Below are 19,446 nucleotides of genomic sequence, written 5' to 3' on the forward strand. Positions count from 1 at the left end.
ATGCGCGCCGTTGGAGAGATGCCAGAGTGGCCGAATGGGACGGATTCGAAATCCGTTGTACCTTCACCGGTACCTAGGGTTCGAATCCCTATCTCTCCGCCATTATTGAACAAGACGAAGCCCCCGTAATCATTGATGATTCCGGGGGCTTTTTCGTTTCTGGCGATTTATTTAGGGCATATTTAGGGCACATGACGGCCTCCATGGGCCGCTGTGGGACGCGCCAGACCGCTCATTCTAAGTAGGGCCCTATCTATAGCATTTGGAGGAGATGGTGCCAATACGGGCACTGCAGGGCCGCTGTAGCCGCTATGCAATTTAGGTTTGCGACGGCCTTTTCGGATTCCTATTGATTCCTCGTTTAGTGGCAAAAAATACTATGGCGTAGTGGCACAGCTTCGGCTACATTCTGCCTATCGAAACGTTCCACGGCGTGGAACGTTTCGGAGGACATGACGGTCGTACTTACGTTCGTCGTCTTTTTCGATGGATTTGATGGGTAAGCTTTCAACACGGCTATCGTTTTGCTAGCATACCGACCCAATTTTTCGGGGTTCCCGTGGTGGGAGCTTCACTGGAGCAGAGCATGCAGACCAATCGCACTGATTTCGAAGCCGGTTTCGCACTTTTAGGCGTGAACCCACACCCTGGTACTCAGTACCCTGGTGCAATGGCCTACGCTCGTCAGTTCAAAAAATGCTCGATTCTGACCGACGTGAATGTTAGTTATTCCACTAATACTTCTGCGAATAACGTAATCAAGAAAGTCGACAACAAGTAAGATTCTTGTTGTTTGAAAGCCCGGTTTTCCGGGCTTTTTTTATGGATGATGACATGCCTAATTGGACTCAAGTTTTAGAAGAAATCATCGTTGCCCAGCAAGGTGGTCATAGCGGTATTGATATTGTACGTAAAAAATATCTGGGCTTGCTGCAGCAGAAGACGCAGCGCAATGTCATCGCTTACTATTCAGGCTTTCTCCAAAAGCCAGGCTACGCTTTCGGTCACGTCAATGATGATGACAAGAATGGCTTGATGAATGCTATCCATGGCCTTGACCGCGACCGCGGGTTGGACTTGATACTTCACACACCTGGTGGTGACTTATCGGCGGCTGAGTCGATAGTTCATTACCTACGCCAAATGTTCGGGACGAACATTCGGGCGATAATTCCTCAGATTTCCATGTCCGCGGGAACGATGATCGCATGCGCCTGCTCTCCGATTGTGATGGGTAAGCAATCGAACATAGGGCCTTTCGACCCTCAGTTCGGTGGTATCCCAGCGTACGGTGTCCTAGAAGAGTTTGAGAAGGCGATCGAGGCCGTTAAGGCTGACCCCGCAACGACCCCGATCTGGCAAACGGTAGTTAGCAAATACCATCCATCATTTTTGGGTGAGTGCGAGAAGGCGATCGAGCTGGCGGGGGCAATCGTCAAGGGGTGGCTGATTACCGGTATGTTCAGTGACGATCCTCAGGCGGTGGACAAAGCTGATCGCATTGTCGCAGCACTCAATGATCATGCTGGCACTAAGACTCACTCGCGCCATTTCCACATCGAAGATGCAATAGGTTTTGGACTGAAAGTCGAGAAGCTTGAGGATGACCAGGATCTGCAAGAGCTGGTACTAACTGTGCACCATGCCTATATGCACACGTTTGCAAACTCTCAGGCCGGTAAAATCATTGAAAACCATGAGGGTGCCTGCACAGCCCTCTTGGCTCAATGAGTTGAACTGAAGGGCTCCGAGAGTTAAATCCCTATCTCTCCGCCATTATTGAACAAGACGAAGCCCCCGTAATCATTGATGATTACGGGGGCTTTTTCGTTTCCGAGGTTTTGTTTAGGGCATTTTTAGGGCAGAAAATGTATCTATCGGGCCGCTTCAGGCTGCTCTATGCCGTCTCGTATGCTTTGTGCAGGCGACTTGATATGATTTCTTCCAATGGCTGCGAAGCGGTGTAGGAAGTGATTCAATACAGCAGGGAAAAGGAGTTTTTGAATGCTAATCGCGATACTGCATATAGTGGGCGCCGTTATAGGGACAATCGCGTTTGGTGTGATCGTACTGTTTATTTCCTCGTGGGAGGCAACCAGGAATAACAGGGCATTTATGCAGGACTTGGCGATAACGCTCGGGGTCGCTGAAGAGGACCTTAACGACGAAAAACTTTCCCCTAGGATCGTTGCGCTGACATCCGAGCGCTTTAGCAATGATCGCTTTAGTAATCGACTCTCTGACCTCTGTGGTGTAGTGCGGGCTGCCTGGGATTGGTTTGGATGGCTTCTCCAGGTAGGAACATTCGTTGGCGTAGTTTGGTTTACCTTCACTGAGTCACTATCGAACGCAGTCAATGCTTGGTGGATCGTCGCAATCGGGGTTTTCTTCTGGATGGTGTCCTTTTCGCCCTGATGTGTCGGCTATTGACTGGGCGGTATCCAGGTCAAGCCAAGAAAGCAAGGAAGGGGATGACCGATTTTCTCAATGCGCAGCGTAAGCAAATGACTTCATCTTAAGACGAGTATGATCTTCTGTGCTTAGCGAGTTCGCTTGTTGCAGGGCACGACCGCGACGCGGAACTGCCCCATATTTCATTCGGTTCTAAAACCAAGCATCTTTGACACGATACCGGCCATGCTCTTGGTGTCTTTCGGTATCCACCTTCCGTAATGTTTTCTCACCATCGTTGTATCGGCGTGCCCCAGTTGCCGAGCAACCCATTCGACCGGGACGTAGCTCGACAGCATCTGGCTGGCAAAGGTGTGGCGACACTGGTTCGCCCCGCGGTGTCTGACCTCTGCTTTTTTCAGATGGGCGGTAAACCAGTTGCTCAACGTCTTACCACTCCAGAGCAGGCCGCTAGTCGAGCTACGGAAAAGAAACCTGACTTTCATTTTCTTGGAGGTGATGTTGTCGCGCTGGATGACAGTGATCTCCACGGTGGGGGCGTCTTTGGCAACGGCAACAATGTCGCGCATCAGTTCGAGGGCTGGGTCGATGAGCTCGACGACTCGAACCCTGGAGCGTTCTTTGGGGACTTTGAATTCACCAACGACCAACGCCCGGCGGACATGTACCAGGCCGGCTTCAAGATCGATGTCTTCAACGGCGAGCCCGATGAGCTCGGACAGGGACAGACCGGCCCAGCAGTTGAACTCAATCATCCGGGCATCAGCTCGACGGTCGGGATCCGCGTTGCCGATCAAGTCGATCTCGGTGCGACTGAAAGGGTCGGCATGCTCCAGGTCGACATCAGATCCGACGTTGCTGATCCGGTCGAGCGGATTGGCTTTCAGGATGCCGTCGCCGAAGGCATCAGCCCAGACCCCGCGGACGACGGTGAAGATGTCGTTCACTGTCTTCGGGGCGAGGCCTTGCTTGAGCAGCTGCGCTTGGAACAACTCGATGTCGCTCTTGCTGATGTCGACGATCCGGCGTTTGCCGAATTTCTTCTCGAAGTGCACAGCCTTGCTGATGTAGTTGACGACGGTGCTTGAAGCTTTGAGCGCGCGCTGAACCTCCAGCCAGCGATCAATGCCTTCTTTCACGGTGCGCTTTAGCGAAGGGCCGCCAGTTCCTGTGAACATGGCAGCCCTGGGCGAGTTCGGAAAGTGGGCCGCATAGTCGAAGCGGCCCTCTTTTATTTCCGCGAGGATGGTGCGGCGCTTGTTGTCGGCGTAGGCGATCGCGGCCTTGTTTACTTTCGAGACCCCCTCCAAGGGTTCCCGGCACCGTTGACCGTTGAAGATGAACCATATGCGCAATTGCTTGCCGTTCATCTCAACGCCGGTCGGCATCTTGTCGGTCATGGTTTCCCTTCCATCCAGCGCTCAATGGCGGCACGGTTGTAAACGATCACATTGGCTGGGTCCTTGCGCCAGTGTTTGCCTTCAAGCCAGAGGCCGCGGGTGCGGTACTTGCGGACGGCTTCGGTGCTCAGACCGAACACTGGATACAGCAGATCCTGGCGGAACCAGGCGCCTGGTGTGATGTGGAGGTCGAGTTTCTCTGCTCCGCTCATTGTTGTTTCTCCCCTGCGCGCCGGGCGATACCCTCGGCCTGGCGCTGCTTGCTGCATTGTTCGTGGTTGCCGTGTGCCCGTGACTTGTTGCACTTGTCGCAGATCGTTTGTAAGTCGAGTGGGGGCATTTGGCCGCGGCGGATTCGGACTGTTCGGCGCAGGGCGGTCATGCGGCATCCTTAAGCGCCAAGCGTTCGTCAGCACTGATGCTATCCAGCAAGCGATAAGCCAGGGCGCCGACGAAGTGGGCCTGGTTGATAGCTTTCACGCGATAAGCCTCGGTTCCCGGGAATGCATCCCAAGTGTCTTTGGCTAGCCTGAGGGTGGTGGCAATCTCTAGCAGGGCCAAGTGGTCGCTCTTGAGGAGCGGGGTTGCGTGCGTAGCACGCGCTTGTCGAGCCAGTTTCTCCAACCGGTGTTGGTCGGCGCGATGCAGACGATTCAGATCGGCGATGTCGGTGTTCAAAGCTTCAATGCGAAGCGAATGCACGGCATTGCGCTCGTCCAAACCTCTGCTGTAGCTGCGGGCGAGTGAGCGCAGGACTGCTTCACGAATGAAGAAGGCCATCAACAGAAGGCCAATGGCCGAGAAAATGGCGATGATGATCTGGTGTTGTGTTTGCATGTGCTGTGTTCCTCGGTAGAGCCCGCCGCTGGGATCATTGGTGAGAGGCCGGCGGCGGGGTGTTGCAGTGGTGGTTAGCCCAAGTTGAAGCTGCCGATGGTCAACTTCGCGCCGCCGCCGACTTCCTGCTGAACGACATCCTTGAATTCTTGTGCGAGGTCCTCGCGCAGCTGCTCTTCGCCAATCCATCGCAGGCGCAGCAGGGGCTTGTCACCGCCGGTGAGGACAGCAACACGAAGTCGGATGATCTGGACCTTCAGCCCTTCGTATGGCTCGACGGTGAATAGGAATTCGGCTGGCAGGCCTTCGGAGGATTTGGCTTCGATCTGATCCATCGCCGAACGGGATGCGCTCAGGTCGCCAACGACATGTTCGCTCTTGCGTGCTTGCTCGATGCTGATAGAGCGGATCGCGCTCGCAGCTTTGCGCAGATCGATGTGGCTATCGTCCGCTCCAAGGGCTTGGAGGTTCGACGCCCAATCCTCAATCCAGTCGCTCAGGTCTTTCTGCGCGAATTGGATGGTGGCAGCTCGCTCGAGCGCTCGGAAGGCGGCAGTTTTTCTCAGGTTGAGGGTGGCGGTGAAGTCGCCGTGCCCTGGTTCTTTGGTGCTGCCAAGGTTGAAAATTACGGTGCACGACATGGCTTCTGCGTCGACAAATCCAGATGCGACGGTATCGGCGCTTTGCTCCATCACGTAGTTGCCGAAGTCCAGCAATGAGTGGGTGGTGAGTGCACCGCGGAAGCGACTGCGAGCGGCTTGAAACTTCTCGATGCTGTGGATCTTCTGATCAGACGGCAGCACCAGCGCCGGAGTGAAGGTGCTCAGCGGCTTGGCATAGGCCAGTACGGCGGTGTCTTGAATCAACTGAATTGCTTTGGCTTCCATTGGATCGTTTTCCTTCTGGTGAGAGGCATGGATAGAGGGGTTAGGACTTCGCGTGAATTGGCGCGGCGTCTCGGTTGAACAGCTGGCCCGCGCGAGGAGCTTCGGCAAACAAGGTGAGGCGCCCGCCCTCGTTGACATGCATCGGCGTGTCGAGGGTTGTGTCTTCGGTGCGGCTGCCACGTTTGGTTGGCACCTTGTAGGCGAGCTTGTGGTTGACCGTTACCTGGTGGCTGTCGGCAATTTGTTTAAGCGTGAAGGTGAGCGTGACGGAGCCGACCTTGCCGTTGTCGACAACGCCCGATGCAACTTCAGAAAGGGCGTGACCGATCTGGTTCGCGAAGACACCCGCGTTGAGTTCGCCGATGAATTCGGCTGTGTCTGTTGGTTTCATGTGCTGTGCCTCATTGAGTGCGAGTTGTTTGCCCCTGTACGGCAGGGGCCACCGATGAATCAGGCCGCTTGCTTCGCAGCTTGGGCGTCGAGGAAGTCGGCCAAGTCGTGCAGGTAAACCACGCGCTTCGCCCGTGCCGAGTTGTGCAGCCGCTTGACGACCAAGGCGATCCGGCCGGCCTTGATCTCCTCCAGCAGGTAGCGGTCGGTCCGGATGTGTGTGAAGTAATGTTCTCGGACTGCCGTCAATGACGGGCAGGGTGTGGCGAACTGTTTGCGAAGCAGGTCGAGGGTGTTGCTCATGCGGCTTCCTCCCCGAACCCCTCCGATCGGGGCACCAGCTTGAGGCGGATCAATTCGGCCAGCCCTTCCTTGCTTTTGCCCATCGCGGCGGCGCAGATTTGGCCTTTGGCATCAGCCACCACGGCACCGAATGGGTATTCCGGCGAGTTAGTGGGAGTGACGTAGGCCACTTGTCCGTCTTGAATGACGTTGTTGACGCAGCGAAATACCTCCGCCAGATCGGTACTCAGCACCGGCATGCTTTCCAGCAACTGGACGGCTTCCGTCGAGGCGCCGATCAGCGTAGCGCGGCTGATGACACCGGGGCAGTTGAGGAAGATCGGGATCAACTTCAGGGCGCCGAGGGCTTGGGTGTAGGCGTTGGCTTGATTGGTTTTCATGCGGCGGCGTCCTTGTTCGTAATGGTGATGCCCAGCTTCTTTGCCAGCCATTCCACCCCGGGTTCTTTCACCATCACTACGGCGTAGTGAACCGGTTTGCCTATCGTGGGGTTCCAGCGGACGCGGGGGTCTGAGTACAGACGGCCTTGGTCGCGATACTGACTGGCGAGGTCACCGCTGCTGTTCAAGATGCCCAGCTCCCGCAACCTGGTGCGGAAGGCGCGGGGCTTGATGCCGAGCACTGCGGCGGTTTGGTCCAGGGTGCGGTTCATGGCGCTGTCCTCAGGCGGCGATCAGTTTGCGAACGCGGTCAAGCAATGCTTCCGAGTCGGCCAGTGCCTGATCAATTTGCGCCAGTCGGCCGGACTGTTCTGGTGGCGCGGGTCGCGCCGACTCAATCCGGCCGTTCGCAATGTCCTGAATGAAGTCTCGCAGGTGCAGGTGGTTGGCTCGGTCTGATCGCTTGAGGGTCAGTTCGCCGGTATGGCCGCCCAGATCAACATTGATAAGGGCGGTGGTGTCGGTGAGCTCGACTTCGAAGCTTGCATGGATGGTTTGCTCTGGCCGTTGAAGAGGGCATACGGCGGCGCCGCCGACCTGCAGCATGTGGTGTAGAAGCTCTTGTTTTGCCAGTGGGATGAGATAGCTGTTCATGCTGCGTCACCCCCGAACGGCCGGGAGCTGTTATCGACTGCGACAATGTCGAATGAGTTGACGGCTTCGATGCGGCCTTTGGGGCTGGTGATTACCAGCAGCCCGGTCTTGCGCTGAATCGCTTCAACGGCGGCTCGGCTACTGCATGCGGATGGGTGCAGGTACACCGGGCAGCGGGTGTTGCTGTGCTGTGTGGATTGCATGGCTCGTACTCTTGGTGAGAGGTAGATACGAGTGCAAAATTAGCAACGGCTAAATAAACTTGCAATAGCAAATGCTAAATTAGTTTTTCGAATAGCAAAAAAAACCCGCACTTGGCGGGTTCTTTGATGCGTGAGGTCCTACAGCAACACGGAATACCAGAAGACCTTACCGATCACGATGATCTCGTTTTTGATGAGGTCAGTCGCGCTGTACTCTTCGTCGGGATGCTCTTCACGATTGTAGCTGCGCATTCTCAAGCCCCCGCCAGGTAAGCGGTATAGCGTCTTAACTCTTAGCTGACCACCGTGATTCAGCGCGTACATTTTTCCATCTGTGATGGTTGTACAGCCCTGATCAACACCGACGGTGCTGCCGTGTGGCAGTACAGGCTCCATACTGTTGCCGTTAACTGTTACGCATACGGCCTCATTCGCCTGAACGTTTTGCCGCCGAAGCGTCATCTTTCCGAATCGAAGTTTTTGCTTGTGGGACTGGTGAACCGCAGTCCGGCCGCTTCCCGCGGACAATTCAACTTCCTTAAGGAAAGGCACGTAAACCTCGTCATCATCCAAGGGGGTATCGTCGTCCCAGACGTCGATTGGGCCGAGGTAATAGGCATTGCTGTCGACTGACTGATTCTCAGATGGTGGCAGCGTTCCGGTTGCGGAGGCGCGCATCGAGACAGATGGCGTGGTGAGGGTTCCCTCAGCAAGGCCGATTTTCGCTTCAAGATTCGCCGCCGCTTTTTCGCCCAACGATCTATGCCCATTGAGAAGCTGGGAAAGGTACGAGGCATCCAGGTTGTAATGCTCGGCGAACTCTTTCTGGGTTCTTTCACCCATCAAGTCGCGCAAAACTTGAATTCGCATTTTCTTTATATCCATTCGCCAATCATCGCCTTCCGATAGCAAACAGTAAATTACGGTTTGCTATTGCTCAATGCATTAGCAATTGCTAATCTCGGCGCTCAGAAGGAGGTGTGTATGACCTTGCACGAGTATTTGAAAAGTCTTGATAAGGCGTCGCTGGATGCATTCGCGGGCCGATGCGGTACGTCAGTAGGCCAGTTGAAACAGGTCGCTTACGGCAATCGCAGGGCCAGCGCCGCTTTGGCGGTAGGCATCGAGCGAGAGTCTGCGGGTTCAGTCACCTGCGAACAGCTTCGTGCAGATATCGACTGGGCTTATTTGCGCGGCTCCAAAGGAGCTTAAAAGGTGCCGAGCTGGGGCCTCTCACCAAAGATCCCCCAGCTCAGCTACGACGACACACAGCACATGTACATCGGTCGTGGTCTTAGGATAGGGTCTGCCCTGGTCTATGGCTACACCGTAAATAGGGGATTTACGGTTATGAGTCGCACAGATCTTTTGCCGGACGCTGGTCCGGTCCTTCCATTGCGTCAGGCGATCTATCGCGCTGGTCGTGATTACAAGGGCGGAATCACCGCCCTTGCCTTTGACATGGTGTTGGACAACGACACCCTTCAAAAGAAACTCAAGCTCGATGAAGAGCGCCGTTGGCTGAACCCTGATGAGCTTGAAGAGTTGATCAGACTTACTGGCGATTCGCGCTTACTTGATGCGCTGATGCGCCCGGCCGGCGCTGTCTGGTATCGCCCGGTGCCAGTACCAGCAACGCGGGATGCCCTCAAGGCCGTCGGTAAGTTGCTTGGCGAAACCGGTGAGTTCGTGGCTGCCATGCACGATGGTGCTGCCGACAACGTATGGGAGTTTCACGAAGTTCTCGAACTTGAAAAGCAGGGCATGGATGTGATCCGCGAAGTTCTCGGCATCATGGCAGGCGCTCGTCAGGCAATGGAGGATCGTGTCCATGGCTGACGAAATCGATCGCGCCAACGATCAGGCGCAGTACTTGCTCGACGTTGCTCTTCAGCGCCGTCGCCTTGCACCATCAAACCGCGTCAGTGCGCAGTTCTGTGTGGATTGCGACGAAGCCATCCCGTTACTTCGACAGCAGACGATTGCAGGTTGCCAAACCTGTGTCGACTGCCAGGGGTTACGGGAGGTTCGGCGATGATTGAGCCGGCAAAAGGAATAGCCATCGCCACATGGGCAAAACGCTACATCGATACTTTCAACTTCGCCTTGGTATCCATTGAACCAGGTGAAAAAAACCCGAAGGGCATGGGGTGGAATAAACCGGGCGGTTACATCACTGATGCCGCCACCGCTGAAGCATTCTGGCAACGAAACCCTAATCACAACCTCGGCGTCGTACTCGGGCCGAGCCGTGTCTGTTCGCTGGACGTCGACGACGTTCAGTGGACGCGGCACGTGTTGTATGAGCTGCTGGGTGTCGATCTGGATGCCATGGCGTTGGTGTATCCGACTATTGTTGGTAACCCTGCGCGCTTCCGGGTCGTGTTCAAAGTGCCGGAAGGCATTGAGCTGACCCGGCACTCTCTTTCCTGGCCGAATGAAAAAGACTCTGACGGTTCGATTCACAAAGGCCTGATGGATAAAGCCAAGGCTGCGAAAGAGCAGGGCGATGTGGTCGGGGAGGCTGCGGCGCGCGCGGAGGCTGAAGAGTACAAGCGCTTCACGGTGTTCGAGCTTCGCGCTGGCCTGGTACAGGACGTGTTTCCGCCTTCGATTCATCCGGGTACCGGCAAGCCTTACACCTGGAGAACCCCACCGAACGCCAACGACGGCCTGCCGACGCTGACTGTCGATTTGCTGAACATCTGGCAAGGCTGGGAGTTTTTCAAACGTGATGCCGAGGCAGCCTGCCCCTGGGCCATCAAGCCAGCCACGGCGCCGGCGAAAGTCATTAAGCGTTCAGCACCTGCGGTGGGTAAGCAGCCGTCGGTGATCGACGAGTTCAACCGCTGCCACGACATCGAGGAACTGCTGCGAACTCACGGCTATATCAAACGGGGTAGCAAGTGGCTTTACCCGCAGAGCAGCACCGGCCTACCAGGTGTGACAATCGCAGACGGCAAGGTCTATTCGCACCACGGTGCCGATCCGCTCGCGAATGGGCATCAGAACGACGCCTTCGAGGTGTTCTGTTTGCTCGAGCACGGCGGCGATCAGTCGAAAGCGGTGAAGGACGCTGCGCGTATGCTGGGTATGCAGCGTTCATCGCGGCCTGATCCGCAGGATCTTCCCCCGACCCCATCCGATGAGGTGAGCGAGCCGAGCTGTGCGAACGATGCCATCAGCGAGGCTGCTCCGGCTCCTGACGGGGGGGTGGGGGAGGCACTGACGCTAGACCATTTACTTCGTCGTTTTGCGCTGGTCGAGGGCACCACGCAAGTGTGGGACTGCGACCAGTCGCGGGTGATGAAGAAGGCCGCATTTGAAGCGCGCGTGGGCAAGCCGCTCGCCAAGGCGTGGCTGGACGACATGGGCAAACGGTTGATTGCTGATGAACACGTCCGCGACATCGAGCAAGCGCGACGTATGGCGGGTAAGAAGGGCGGCGCGCTCGGTATGCCGCCGACTGATCGGTATGTGTACATCGATGGCACCAAGGATGTCTGGGATCGGGAAAAGAAGCGGCGTATTGCCGAAGGCGCCGTGAAGATGGCGCTGGGTGACACGTATCCGCTTTGGCTCAACAGCAGTGAGCGGCGCACCGTGGATGTCGAACACATCGTGTTTGATCCGACCATGAGCAAGGACCCTGCGGTGTACATCAATACCTTTGATGGCCTGCCGCTCGAACCTGTCAGGGATGATGAAGCCTGCACCAATCTGCGTTGGCTGATTTCGTTTTTGTGCAACCACGATGAAGCGGCGGCCCAATGGCTGGTCCGCTGGTTGGCGTACCCGTTGCAACACCTGGGCGCCAAGATGGACACCGCGGTACTGATGCACTCGATCATGGAAGGCTCGGGCAAAAGCCTGCTGTTCGCCGATGCACTGGGCATGCTGTATGGCCAGTACGCGGCCACGGTCGGCCAGACGCAGTTGGAGAGCAACTTCAACGCCTGGCAAAGCCGCAAGTTGTGGTCGGTGTTTGAAGAGGTTGTGAGCCGTGACCAGCGGTACAACCAAGTGGGCAAGATCAAGCACCTGATCACCGGCAAAACGGTGCGAATGGAATCGAAGTTCATCAACGGTTGGGAGGAAGCCAACCACATGAACGCGGTGTTCCTGAGCAACGAAATTTTGCCGTGGCCCATCAGCGATAGTGACCGACGGATGCTGGTGATGTGGCCTATGGAAACCTTGCCGGTCGAACGGCAAAAGGCGATCGGACGAGAGCTGGAGCAGGGTGGCGTCGCGGCGCTATACGGCTGGTTGTTGTCGGTCGATCTGGGCGACTTCAACCAGCGGACACGACCACCCTCGACGGATGCCCGCGAACGATTGGTGGCCTTGAGTCGGGCCGGATGGCAGACGTTTTTGCATCTGTGGAAGTACAGCGAGTTGGGCCAGGGGCTTTGGGGGCCGTGTCTGTCGACTGACCTCTATTCGCTGTTCCTCGAATGGTGCCAGCGCAATAAAGAGCATGTGATGAGTCAGACGAAGTTCTCGCTGTTCATCAGTTCCGAGGTCGATAAGACGCGGGCGATTCCCTGGACCGATGGCAGCAACCGGCGTTTTGGCGCGTTCTTCTTTCCCGTCGATCAGGCCGCTTCCCCGCCCCCATCACTGAAGGCGGCCGAGCTGGGCAAGCAGGTCGAAAACTGGCGCGCCAAGGCGAAGCTTGCGGGCTGGCATGTGGACAGCTGGGACCACATCAAGGCGGCTGCCGCATGACTGCATCTAAAAGTGTGTTGGGTGTGTCGGGTGTGTGTTGGGTTGATTTCAGATACCTCACACAGATTGAAGCCTTATGTTTCGACGGTTTGCGGGCTTTGTGTCGAGTGTGTTGGGTTTCGCTACGCGTGCGCGCATGTGTGACGTTAGATGTTCGGTTTTTGATGGCTGATTATTTTTTTCATGCGAAGACGGAAATACCCAACAAACCCAACACACTAAACACAACTCGATTAAAGCTATTGATTTTAAAGGGTTTGATTTGTGTTGGGTTTGTGTCGGGTTCGGTGTTTTTTGTGTCGGGTTCGGTTTTCGGGGGAGTAGGGCGATGATCGAGGCAATGGAAGTACTGCTGAAGCACTGGGGTGAGCAACTTCGACTCAATGGCGAAAGCGGCGGCATGGGTAGCCCGATGGCAACGATCATGGAGTGGGGTGGCTGCGCACCACGCGGCACGCCTGGGTCCCGAGTCATCCTCGGCGCTGGAGCAGGGCCTGATGCAGTTGCACAAGAGATCGCCGCTGCTCTGTCGGAGGTCGGGCGTCAGGGTGAGCAGGGTGATCGGCTGATGCGATTGGCTGGCCTGCGTTACGGTGATGATTCGGCGCCGACTTGGCTGATGCAGTTGCATCTGCTGGGGATGGAATCGAGAGCGAAACAGACTTACTACGACCAGGTGCACCGTCTGCATGAGCGGTTGCTGGAAGTGCTGGCCGAGCGTGCTGACGCCCGTAAGTGGCTAACCGCTGGTCGGGGCGTTTTGCCTCAAAGTCTCCTCAAAGTTGCGTCAAAGTTGCGTCGAGTCGGATAACCGAAAATGTCCTCTTTTCGGTTCCGTACTCAAGGGGTAAAAAGTCACCACGATATGAAATTTGCGCCTTGGCGCTGACCTCGCACGTGCTGTGCACGCTTCACCCGGCCCTCCCTGAGCCGGTCACCTAACCCCGCTTCGGCGGGGTTTTTCATTCCATTGCCGAGGAGGCAACGCATGTCGACTGAACAGGAGGTGCAGCAGTCGCTGGCCGATCTTCCTACCTGGCTACTGATTCTGGTGGCGCTTGCCGGTTTAACCGGGGAGATGTGGCGTGCTGATGCGGCAGGGATGGCGGTGCCGGTGTTGGTCAAGCGGGTGCTGCTGCGCTTCGGGGCCTCGGCAGTGTTTGGCCTGGCGACTGTGATGCTCGCCACGGCGCTGAGTTGCAGCCTGATGACCGCTGCTGCAATAGGTAGCGTTGTGGCTTGTCTCGGTGCCGATGTCGCCAGTGGCTTGTACGCTCGGTGGTTGGCAAAGCGGGCCGGGATCTGCGAGGCACCGCCGAGCGGTGGCGGGCAGGCATGAAATCGCCGGGGACCCTGGGGTTATTCGGTGGGTACGGGGTCGGAAACCCGCGGGAAAGTGTTAGCGGACAGTTCACCAGCTTAGTGAACTGGGGTGAACAGGTGAACTCCCCGTATGCATTAGGTGAACAGGACATTTCTTCATGACCGTAATCAGCAAAACGGAGTTTGCGGCACGGCGTGGCTGGGCCAAATCGTATGTTTCCAAGTTGGCTAATCAGGATCGGCTGGTGCTGACTGACGATGGCAAGGTGGAGTTGGAAGCCACCGAAGCGTTGCTGGCCGAGTCTGCCGACCCAAGCAAAGCAGCCGTCGCCGAGCGACACGACCGGCTTCGCCTTCAGCGGGAAGCTCAAATAGCCGCCGAAGAACCTGCGGTGCCGCAAGTCGGGCAGGCGGCGGACTTTCAGAAATCCCGAGCTCTGCGGGAGCACTACCTGGCTCTGCAGGAGCAAGCCAATTTTCTTAAGCAACAAGGCACTCTCGTCGAGCGCATCGCGGTGGAAACGGGTGCTTACAACGCGGGCCGCCTGTTGCGAGACCAGTTGCTGGGCATGCCACCACAACTCGCACCGGAGCTCGCCGTTATGACTGATCCCTGGCAAATCGAAAAGCACCTGACGGCGGCTATCCGTCGCTCGCTTGAGGATGCAGAACGCTTGTCCTCGGCGGATCTTGAACACGCCCTGACCGCGAGTTAATCCAATGCCCACGGAAATCCCTAACGGTGCAGAGGTGTATCGGGAGGCGTATTTTCGTGGGCTGCATCCTGACCCGGACGTCTGGGTCGATGAGTGGGCCGATGAGTACATGCGTATTCCGCGTGACACCGGCGCCGCCGAGCCCGGCCAGTACCGCACCTCACGTACACCGTATGCCCGCGAGCCGATGCGTTGTCTGTCGCCGGCTCACCCCTGCAAGCGCGTGGTCACCATGGTGGCCTCGCAACTGATGAAAACGCAGATCGCATTGAACTGGATCGGCGGCCTGATCCACATGGCGCCATCCAACATCCTGACCTTGTTGCCGAGCCTGGGCCTGGCCAAGCGGGTGTCTTCACGGATCGGTAAAACCATCAAGGCCACACCGGTACTGCGCGAACGGGTGGCTTCCAGTCGCTCGCGGGACTCACGCAACACCATGGACACCAAAGAGTTCGAGGGTGGTTCGTTGTACGTGACCACAGCGGGCTCGGCAGCCAACCTGTCGGAGCTGTCGGCGCGCTACGTATACGGTGACGAGATTGACCGTTGGGAAGTGGATATCGGCGAAGAGGGCGACCCTATTGAACTCGCGGAAACGCGGGGCAGTACGTTCGGCCGCAATGCGAAGTTTTACTTTTCCAGCTCACCGACGATCAAGGGCGCATCGCGTATCTCTGATCTGTTCGAGGGCAGCGACCAACGTTACTACTACGTGCCGTGTCCCACTTGCGGGCACATGCAAATCCTCGAATGGGAACGACTGCATTACTCGAAGGATTACAGTGTGGTGCATTACCAGTGTGCTGGGCCTGAGTGCGACGTGCTGATCGACGAGTACCACAAGGGTGAAATGCTCGCCAAGGGTGAGTGGCGTGCTCATGCTGAAGGTGATGGCGAGACAGTCGGCTTCCACCTCAATGCGCTGTATTCGCCGCTCGGCTGGATGGACTGGAAGTCGCTGGCCAAGCAGTTCGAAAAGGCCAAAAAGGCCCAGGCCAAAGGCGACCTTGAACCGATGCAGGTGTTCTACAACACCCGCCTGGCGAAGGTGTGGGACAGCGCGCAAGAGCAAACCAAGGCCGATGTATTGCGAGCACGGGCGCGGCTGGAAGGCTACGCCCTCGGTTCGCTGCCGTCCGCGGTGCTGATGCTCACTGGCTCTGTCGACGTTCAGGCCAACCGCCTGGAGTTCATGGCGATGGGCTGGGGTGTCGGTATGGAACGCTGGGTTGTCGACTTCCAGATCGTCGCCGGTGATCCTGCTGACGAACGTACCTGGGCTGCGTTAGACGAATTGCTCAAGGCTAAATATCGCCACCCCTGTGGTGTCGGACTTGGCATTCTCGCGGTAGCCGTCGACTCCGGTGGCCACCATACCGATGAGGTCTATCAGTTCTGCCGCGTTCGCCGCTGGAGGAATGTGTTCGCCATCAAGGGCGCGAGCAAGCCTGGTAAGCCGGTGATTGCTCAGCGTCCGTCGATGGTCGACGTGACCTGGAAGGGCCAGACCGAACGCAACGGCGCCGAGCTGTGGTTCGTCGGTACCGACACGGCCAAGGACTGGATCTATAACCGCTATCCGTTCGAATCTGGCCCGGGTGCACTGCACTTTGCCAATGACCTGCCGGACGACTTCTTCGACCAGTGCGTCGCGGAGCGCAAGGTTGCGCGCTACATACGCGGACACAAACGCATTGAGTGGGTCAAGGGCAAGGCCGAGCGAAACGAAGCACTCGACTTGATGGTGTATTGCTTGGCCATGGCGCATTACCTGGGCCTCAACCGTTACAAGGAGCACGACTGGGAGCGAGTGCGTCAGTCCCTGGCGCAGTCGGGTTTGTTCGACGACGCAATGGGTATCAAGCCTGTTCAAGGCGAACGCATCACTGGACCAGCATCACCCGTTGCTGCAGCGCAATCGGCTCCACAATCTATTGCTCCGATCGTGCAATCGCGACCGGCAGCACCGCCACCTCAACGCCGCAGCTCCACCAGCGGTTACCTGAAGAGACGCTGATATGTCCTTTACCCAAAAGCACCTCGACGCGGTTGAGACGGCCATCGCACGCGGTGAAAAAGTCGTGCGCTACACCGACCGTACCGTGGAATACCGCACCATCGACGAACTGCTTAAAGCGCGCGAAGAAATCCGCGCATCGCTGATCAGCGCTGCCGGGCCGCGCTCTCGCGTGGTTCGGCTATACCACGGAGGCAAGGGACTCTGATGGCCCGTCACTTTCCGACACTGACCCGTAACGGATTCGTGTTGCCGTCGAACATCAAGGCCAGTTACGAAGGCGCCGGAGAGGGCCGCCGCTCCACTGGCTGGGATGCTCCGGATAACGGGATCAACAGCATCAACACCCCGGCACTGCGCAACCTGCGTTCTCGTTCCCGGGCAGCGGTTCGCAATGACCCGTACGCCTATAACGTGATCGACAAACGCGTCAGCAACTTAATCGGTACCGGCATTACCCCGCGACCGAAAACCGACGACGAAGCTCTGCGTAAATTACTGCAGGAGCTTTGGGATGACTGGGTCGATGAGTCTGATGCTGATGAGCGCACCGACTTCAACGGCCAGCAGGCGCTGGTCGCGCGCACGGTGGAAACCTCGGGCGAATGCTTCGTGCGCCTCCGGCCGCGCAGTCTTAATGAAGGCCTGGCGGTGCCGTTGCAGCTGCAGATACTGGCCCCGGAGTTCGTGCCGCACGACAAGTTCGAAACCACCAAAAACGGTAACGTCATTCGCGCCGGGATCGAGTTCACACCCGACGGCAAGCGCGTGGCGTACTGGATGTACCTGTCGCATCCGCGCGACGCCTCGTCGCTGAACGCCGGCTACAACCGATTGGTTCGCGTGCCAGCGGCGCAGGTACTGCATATCTTCGAGCCGGTCGAGCCAGGCCAGTTGCGTGGTGTGCCGCGCTTGTCACCGGTGCTCAAACGCCTGCGCAGCCTCGACAACTACGATGACGCGGTGCTGTTCCGCCAGGAAGTGGCCAACCTGTTTGCCGGTTTCATCAGTCGGCCAGCGCCGGACTCAGGTCCTGTGCCGAGGGATCCGGTCACCGGCCAGCCGCTGAGTCTGGATGGAGACGGCTTCACGCCGATGGTCGCACTGGAACCCGGCACCATGCAGGAGCTGGGACCAGGTGAAGAGGTCGAGTTTTCCAAGCCGCCAGACGCGGGCAATAACTACCCCGACTTCATGCGACAGCAACTGATGGCAGCCGCTGCCGGTACCGGAACACCGTATGAAATCCTCACCGGCGATATGCGCGAGGTTAATGACCGGGCGTTGCGGGTCGTGCTCAACGAGTTCCGCCGTCGATTGGAACAACTGCAGTTCAGCGTGTACGTGCACCAGCTGTGTCGCCCAGTGCGGGCGGCCTGGATGGACATGGCGGTGCTGTCCGGCGTATTGCGCCTGGACGCTTATGCCCAGCGCCGACGCGAATACCTTCGAACCCGTTGGGTGCCGCAAGGCTGGGCTTACATCCAGCCGGTGCAGGACGTCCAGGCGCGGCGGATGGAAGTCCAAGCCGGCTTCGCCTCGCGCAGTGAGATGGTCCTGCGCACTGGTTACGACGCCGAAACAGTCGACGCCGAAAACGCCGCCGATCTCGCCCGAGCCACGACGCTGGGTCTCAGTTACACCACTCTCGATACTTTCGTCCCCATCGACGATAAGGAGCAACCATGAGCAAAAAAGCGCGACCGCGCGTTTACAACCGCGCCGGCAAGCGCGTGCAGGTGCAGGATAAAACCTGGTACGCGCTGCAAGTCAGCGGTGAGGCCGCCGAGCGAGTAATCGAGGTCTTCGTGTATGGCGAGATCGGTACCTGGGGCATCACCGCCAATCAGTTTGTGCAGGACCTGCGAGCCATGGACGACGGCGTCTCGCCGGTGATCGCGGCCTTCAATAGTATCGGCGGCGATCTGTTCGATGGCCTGGCCATGCACAACGCATTGTCGAGACTGGGTGAACGCTGCACCGGCCGCATTGATGCTTTGGCCGCTAGTGCCGCCAGCGTGGCAGTGTGCGGCGCGCACCGGGTGGTGATCGCGTCCAATGCGATGTTGATGATCCACAATCCCTATACCTATACCGGTGGTGATGCGGAGGACTTTCGCCGAGTCGCCGATGTGCTGGACCAGACGCTGGAGGCGATCATCGCGGCCTACAAGGCCAAGGCCCCGGACATCGACGAAACCGAGCTACGGCGGATGGTCAACGCTGAAACCTGGCTGACCGCTGGTGAGGCGGTGGCGCTGGGCCTGGCTGATGAGATCGGCGACGGTGTCACGGTCAAAGCGTGTCTCGGCCAAGGCGCTGTGCTTCAGCGTTACCAACACGCGCCGGCGGATTTGCTGGCCCAGCTGGACGAGGCGCCCGAGCCGGATCCGGAGCTTGAGCCTGTGCTGGACGATCCACCTCAGACACCACCCGTGGTCGACTCGGCCAAGCTGGCCTTGATGATCACCCAGCGTTGCGCCGAGTCAGGTATTAGCAACCTGGTTGAGCCGTTGCTGAATTCCACCAAGCTCGAAAGCGAAGCGATCGTCCAGGCCGGACTGACCCGCGCCAAGGCCGTGAATGACCTTTGTGTGGCCGCTCGCTTGCCGGAGTTTAGTGCCGAGTACGTTGCGGCAGGGCTGGATACAGCGGCCGTTCGAGCGCGTCTGTTCGACAAGATCGTCACCAGTGGCAAGGGCTTCGAAATCGATAACAGTTTGCCGCTGGACAATGACCCGGCGCCGAAGGTGCTAGCCAAACAACCCGATCCCACTTCGATCTGGGCCGCTCGACAAGCCGCTCAATCCGGAACTGCGCACGGCGCGAAAGGAGCAAGACCATGACCATCAAAAAAGAACCCATCCACGCTGGTGAGTTTCTCCTGTCGGAAGGCGCTGGGAACATTTCGCGTGAGTCGATCAACGTCGCCGCCGGCCCGGCGCTGTACCCGGGCCAGATTCTCGGCCTGGTGACGGCCACCAGTGAATTCGCGCCGTACGCTCCGGCTGCCGACGATGGCAGTGAGACAGCGGTAGCGATTCTCTTCGGTCCGCTGGGTGAGTCGGATGTGGTGCGCCGTGGTCGCGCGGTGGTGCGATTGGCGGAAGTCAGCGAAGCGCACCTGACGGGGCTCGACGCCGACGCTGAAAAAGATTTGGCCGCCCATTTCCTGATCGTCCGATAAGTT

At 57.9% G+C, this 19,446-nt stretch carries 26 protein-coding genes and 1 tRNA gene; 16 read left to right on the forward strand and 11 right to left on the reverse strand.

Annotated elements, in window-relative coordinates:
* Positions 1 to 12: 12 nt before the first annotated feature.
* From PMI35_RS26355 to PMI35_RS26340, 4 genes are all read left to right on the forward strand, one after another.
* Positions 13 to 102 (forward strand) — tRNA-Ser (locus PMI35_RS26355).
* Positions 103 to 586: 484 nt separating this feature from the next.
* The gene (locus tag PMI35_RS26350) at positions 587 to 781 is read left to right on the forward strand and encodes a hypothetical protein (protein ID WP_008055993.1); all 195 of its coding nucleotides are present in this window, start codon (positions 587 to 589) and stop codon (positions 779 to 781) included.
* A gap of 53 nt (positions 782 to 834) precedes the next feature.
* Positions 835 to 1,731 carry an SDH family Clp fold serine proteinase gene (locus PMI35_RS26345; protein WP_008055994.1) on the forward strand — a complete coding sequence of 299 codons (897 nt, stop codon included), beginning with the start codon at positions 835 to 837 and terminating at the stop codon, positions 1,729 to 1,731.
* 273 nt (positions 1,732 to 2,004) lie between these two features.
* Positions 2,005 to 2,415 (forward strand): hypothetical protein, encoded by a 411-nt coding sequence (locus PMI35_RS26340; protein ID WP_008055995.1) that lies wholly within the window; start codon positions 2,005 to 2,007, stop codon positions 2,413 to 2,415.
* A gap of 179 nt (positions 2,416 to 2,594) precedes the next feature.
* On the opposite strand, the gene PMI35_RS26335 is transcribed toward PMI35_RS26340, so the two are convergent.
* From PMI35_RS26335 to PMI35_RS35630, 11 genes are all read right to left on the reverse strand, one after another.
* Positions 2,595 to 3,812, reverse strand: coding sequence for an Arm DNA-binding domain-containing protein (locus PMI35_RS26335; RefSeq protein ID WP_008055997.1), 1,218 nt, complete (start codon positions 3,810 to 3,812; stop codon positions 2,595 to 2,597).
* Positions 3,809 to 4,024 carry an excisionase family protein gene (xisR, locus tag PMI35_RS26330; RefSeq protein WP_008055999.1) on the reverse strand — a complete coding sequence of 72 codons (216 nt, stop codon included), beginning with the start codon at positions 4,022 to 4,024 and terminating at the stop codon, positions 3,809 to 3,811. Before xisR ends, PMI35_RS26335 begins: the two co-directional genes overlap by 4 nt.
* A 166-nt stretch (positions 4,025 to 4,190) precedes the next feature.
* Positions 4,191 to 4,649 carry a hypothetical protein gene (locus PMI35_RS26325; protein ID WP_008056002.1) on the reverse strand — a complete coding sequence of 153 codons (459 nt, stop codon included), beginning with the start codon at positions 4,647 to 4,649 and terminating at the stop codon, positions 4,191 to 4,193.
* A gap of 74 nt (positions 4,650 to 4,723) precedes the next feature.
* The gene (locus PMI35_RS26320; protein ID WP_008056005.1) at positions 4,724 to 5,536 is read right to left on the reverse strand and encodes a DUF2303 family protein; all 813 of its coding nucleotides are present in this window, start codon (positions 5,534 to 5,536) and stop codon (positions 4,724 to 4,726) included.
* 40 nt (positions 5,537 to 5,576) lie between these two features.
* Complete coding sequence (locus tag PMI35_RS26315) at positions 5,577 to 5,927, reverse strand: hypothetical protein (protein WP_008056006.1); 351 nt, start codon at positions 5,925 to 5,927, stop codon at positions 5,577 to 5,579.
* Positions 5,928 to 5,986: 59 nt separating this feature from the next.
* A complete protein-coding gene (locus PMI35_RS26310) occupies positions 5,987 to 6,229 on the reverse strand; it encodes a pyocin activator PrtN family protein (protein ID WP_008056008.1) in 243 nt (80 codons plus the stop codon).
* The gene (locus tag PMI35_RS26305; RefSeq protein WP_008056010.1) at positions 6,226 to 6,609 is read right to left on the reverse strand and encodes a hypothetical protein; all 384 of its coding nucleotides are present in this window, start codon (positions 6,607 to 6,609) and stop codon (positions 6,226 to 6,228) included. The genes PMI35_RS26310 and PMI35_RS26305 overlap by 4 nt, the downstream gene beginning before the upstream one ends.
* Positions 6,606 to 6,881 carry a hypothetical protein gene (locus PMI35_RS26300; RefSeq protein WP_008056012.1) on the reverse strand — a complete coding sequence of 92 codons (276 nt, stop codon included), beginning with the start codon at positions 6,879 to 6,881 and terminating at the stop codon, positions 6,606 to 6,608. The genes PMI35_RS26305 and PMI35_RS26300 overlap by 4 nt, the downstream gene beginning before the upstream one ends.
* Before the next feature lie 10 nt (positions 6,882 to 6,891).
* Positions 6,892 to 7,263: a hypothetical protein gene (locus tag PMI35_RS26295; protein ID WP_008056014.1), complete on the reverse strand. Its 372-nt coding sequence runs from the start codon at positions 7,261 to 7,263 to the stop codon at positions 6,892 to 6,894.
* On the reverse strand, positions 7,260 to 7,466 hold the full coding sequence (locus PMI35_RS26290) for a hypothetical protein (protein ID WP_008056016.1): 207 nt from the start codon (positions 7,464 to 7,466) through the stop codon (positions 7,260 to 7,262). The genes PMI35_RS26295 and PMI35_RS26290 overlap by 4 nt, the downstream gene beginning before the upstream one ends.
* Positions 7,467 to 7,604: 138 nt before the next feature.
* On the reverse strand, positions 7,605 to 8,351 hold the full coding sequence (locus PMI35_RS35630; protein ID WP_274517852.1) for a LexA family transcriptional regulator: 747 nt from the start codon (positions 8,349 to 8,351) through the stop codon (positions 7,605 to 7,607).
* A 99-nt stretch (positions 8,352 to 8,450) separates the two neighbouring features.
* Here PMI35_RS35630 and PMI35_RS26280 point away from each other — a divergent pair, with 99 nt between their 5' ends.
* The 12 genes from PMI35_RS26280 (at position 8,451) to PMI35_RS26230 (ending at position 19,443) form a co-directional block, all read left to right on the forward strand.
* Positions 8,451 to 8,678: a transcriptional regulator gene (locus PMI35_RS26280; RefSeq protein WP_008056019.1), complete on the forward strand. Its 228-nt coding sequence runs from the start codon at positions 8,451 to 8,453 to the stop codon at positions 8,676 to 8,678.
* A gap of 138 nt (positions 8,679 to 8,816) precedes the next feature.
* Positions 8,817 to 9,305, forward strand: a complete 489-nt coding sequence (locus PMI35_RS0132335) for a phage regulatory CII family protein (RefSeq protein ID WP_032831422.1) — start codon at positions 8,817 to 8,819, stop codon at positions 9,303 to 9,305.
* On the forward strand, positions 9,298 to 9,504 hold the full coding sequence (locus PMI35_RS26275) for a TraR/DksA C4-type zinc finger protein (protein ID WP_008056023.1): 207 nt from the start codon (positions 9,298 to 9,300) through the stop codon (positions 9,502 to 9,504). Before PMI35_RS0132335 ends, PMI35_RS26275 begins: the two co-directional genes overlap by 8 nt.
* The gene (locus PMI35_RS26270; protein WP_008056031.1) at positions 9,501 to 12,197 is read left to right on the forward strand and encodes a bifunctional DNA primase/polymerase; all 2,697 of its coding nucleotides are present in this window, start codon (positions 9,501 to 9,503) and stop codon (positions 12,195 to 12,197) included. Before PMI35_RS26275 ends, PMI35_RS26270 begins: the two co-directional genes overlap by 4 nt.
* A 328-nt stretch (positions 12,198 to 12,525) precedes the next feature.
* Positions 12,526 to 13,008, forward strand: coding sequence for a hypothetical protein (locus tag PMI35_RS26265; protein ID WP_008056033.1), 483 nt, complete (start codon positions 12,526 to 12,528; stop codon positions 13,006 to 13,008).
* Positions 13,009 to 13,185: 177 nt separating this feature from the next.
* Positions 13,186 to 13,536 carry a phage holin family protein gene (locus PMI35_RS26260; protein WP_008056035.1) on the forward strand — a complete coding sequence of 117 codons (351 nt, stop codon included), beginning with the start codon at positions 13,186 to 13,188 and terminating at the stop codon, positions 13,534 to 13,536.
* 142 nt (positions 13,537 to 13,678) lie between these two features.
* Positions 13,679 to 14,236: a hypothetical protein gene (locus tag PMI35_RS26255; protein WP_008056039.1), complete on the forward strand. Its 558-nt coding sequence runs from the start codon at positions 13,679 to 13,681 to the stop codon at positions 14,234 to 14,236.
* Positions 14,237 to 14,240: 4 nt separating this feature from the next.
* On the forward strand, positions 14,241 to 16,256 hold the full coding sequence (locus PMI35_RS26250) for a phage terminase large subunit family protein (protein ID WP_008056040.1): 2,016 nt from the start codon (positions 14,241 to 14,243) through the stop codon (positions 16,254 to 16,256).
* Position 16,257: 1 nt separating this feature from the next.
* A complete protein-coding gene (locus PMI35_RS26245) occupies positions 16,258 to 16,464 on the forward strand; it encodes a phage head-tail joining protein (RefSeq protein WP_008056042.1) in 207 nt (68 codons plus the stop codon).
* Positions 16,464 to 17,945 carry a phage portal protein gene (locus PMI35_RS26240; protein ID WP_008056043.1) on the forward strand — a complete coding sequence of 494 codons (1,482 nt, stop codon included), beginning with the start codon at positions 16,464 to 16,466 and terminating at the stop codon, positions 17,943 to 17,945. The genes PMI35_RS26245 and PMI35_RS26240 overlap by 1 nt, the downstream gene beginning before the upstream one ends.
* A complete protein-coding gene (locus PMI35_RS26235) occupies positions 17,942 to 19,102 on the forward strand; it encodes a head maturation protease, ClpP-related (RefSeq protein ID WP_008056045.1) in 1,161 nt (386 codons plus the stop codon). Before PMI35_RS26240 ends, PMI35_RS26235 begins: the two co-directional genes overlap by 4 nt.
* Positions 19,099 to 19,443 (forward strand): head decoration protein, encoded by a 345-nt coding sequence (locus PMI35_RS26230; RefSeq protein ID WP_008056046.1) that lies wholly within the window; start codon positions 19,099 to 19,101, stop codon positions 19,441 to 19,443. Before PMI35_RS26235 ends, PMI35_RS26230 begins: the two co-directional genes overlap by 4 nt.
* Positions 19,444 to 19,446 lie beyond the last annotated feature (3 nt).

Origin of the sequence: Pseudomonas sp. GM78, assembly GCF_000282475.1 — a bacterium.
Classification (GTDB): domain Bacteria; phylum Pseudomonadota; class Gammaproteobacteria; order Pseudomonadales; family Pseudomonadaceae; genus Aquipseudomonas.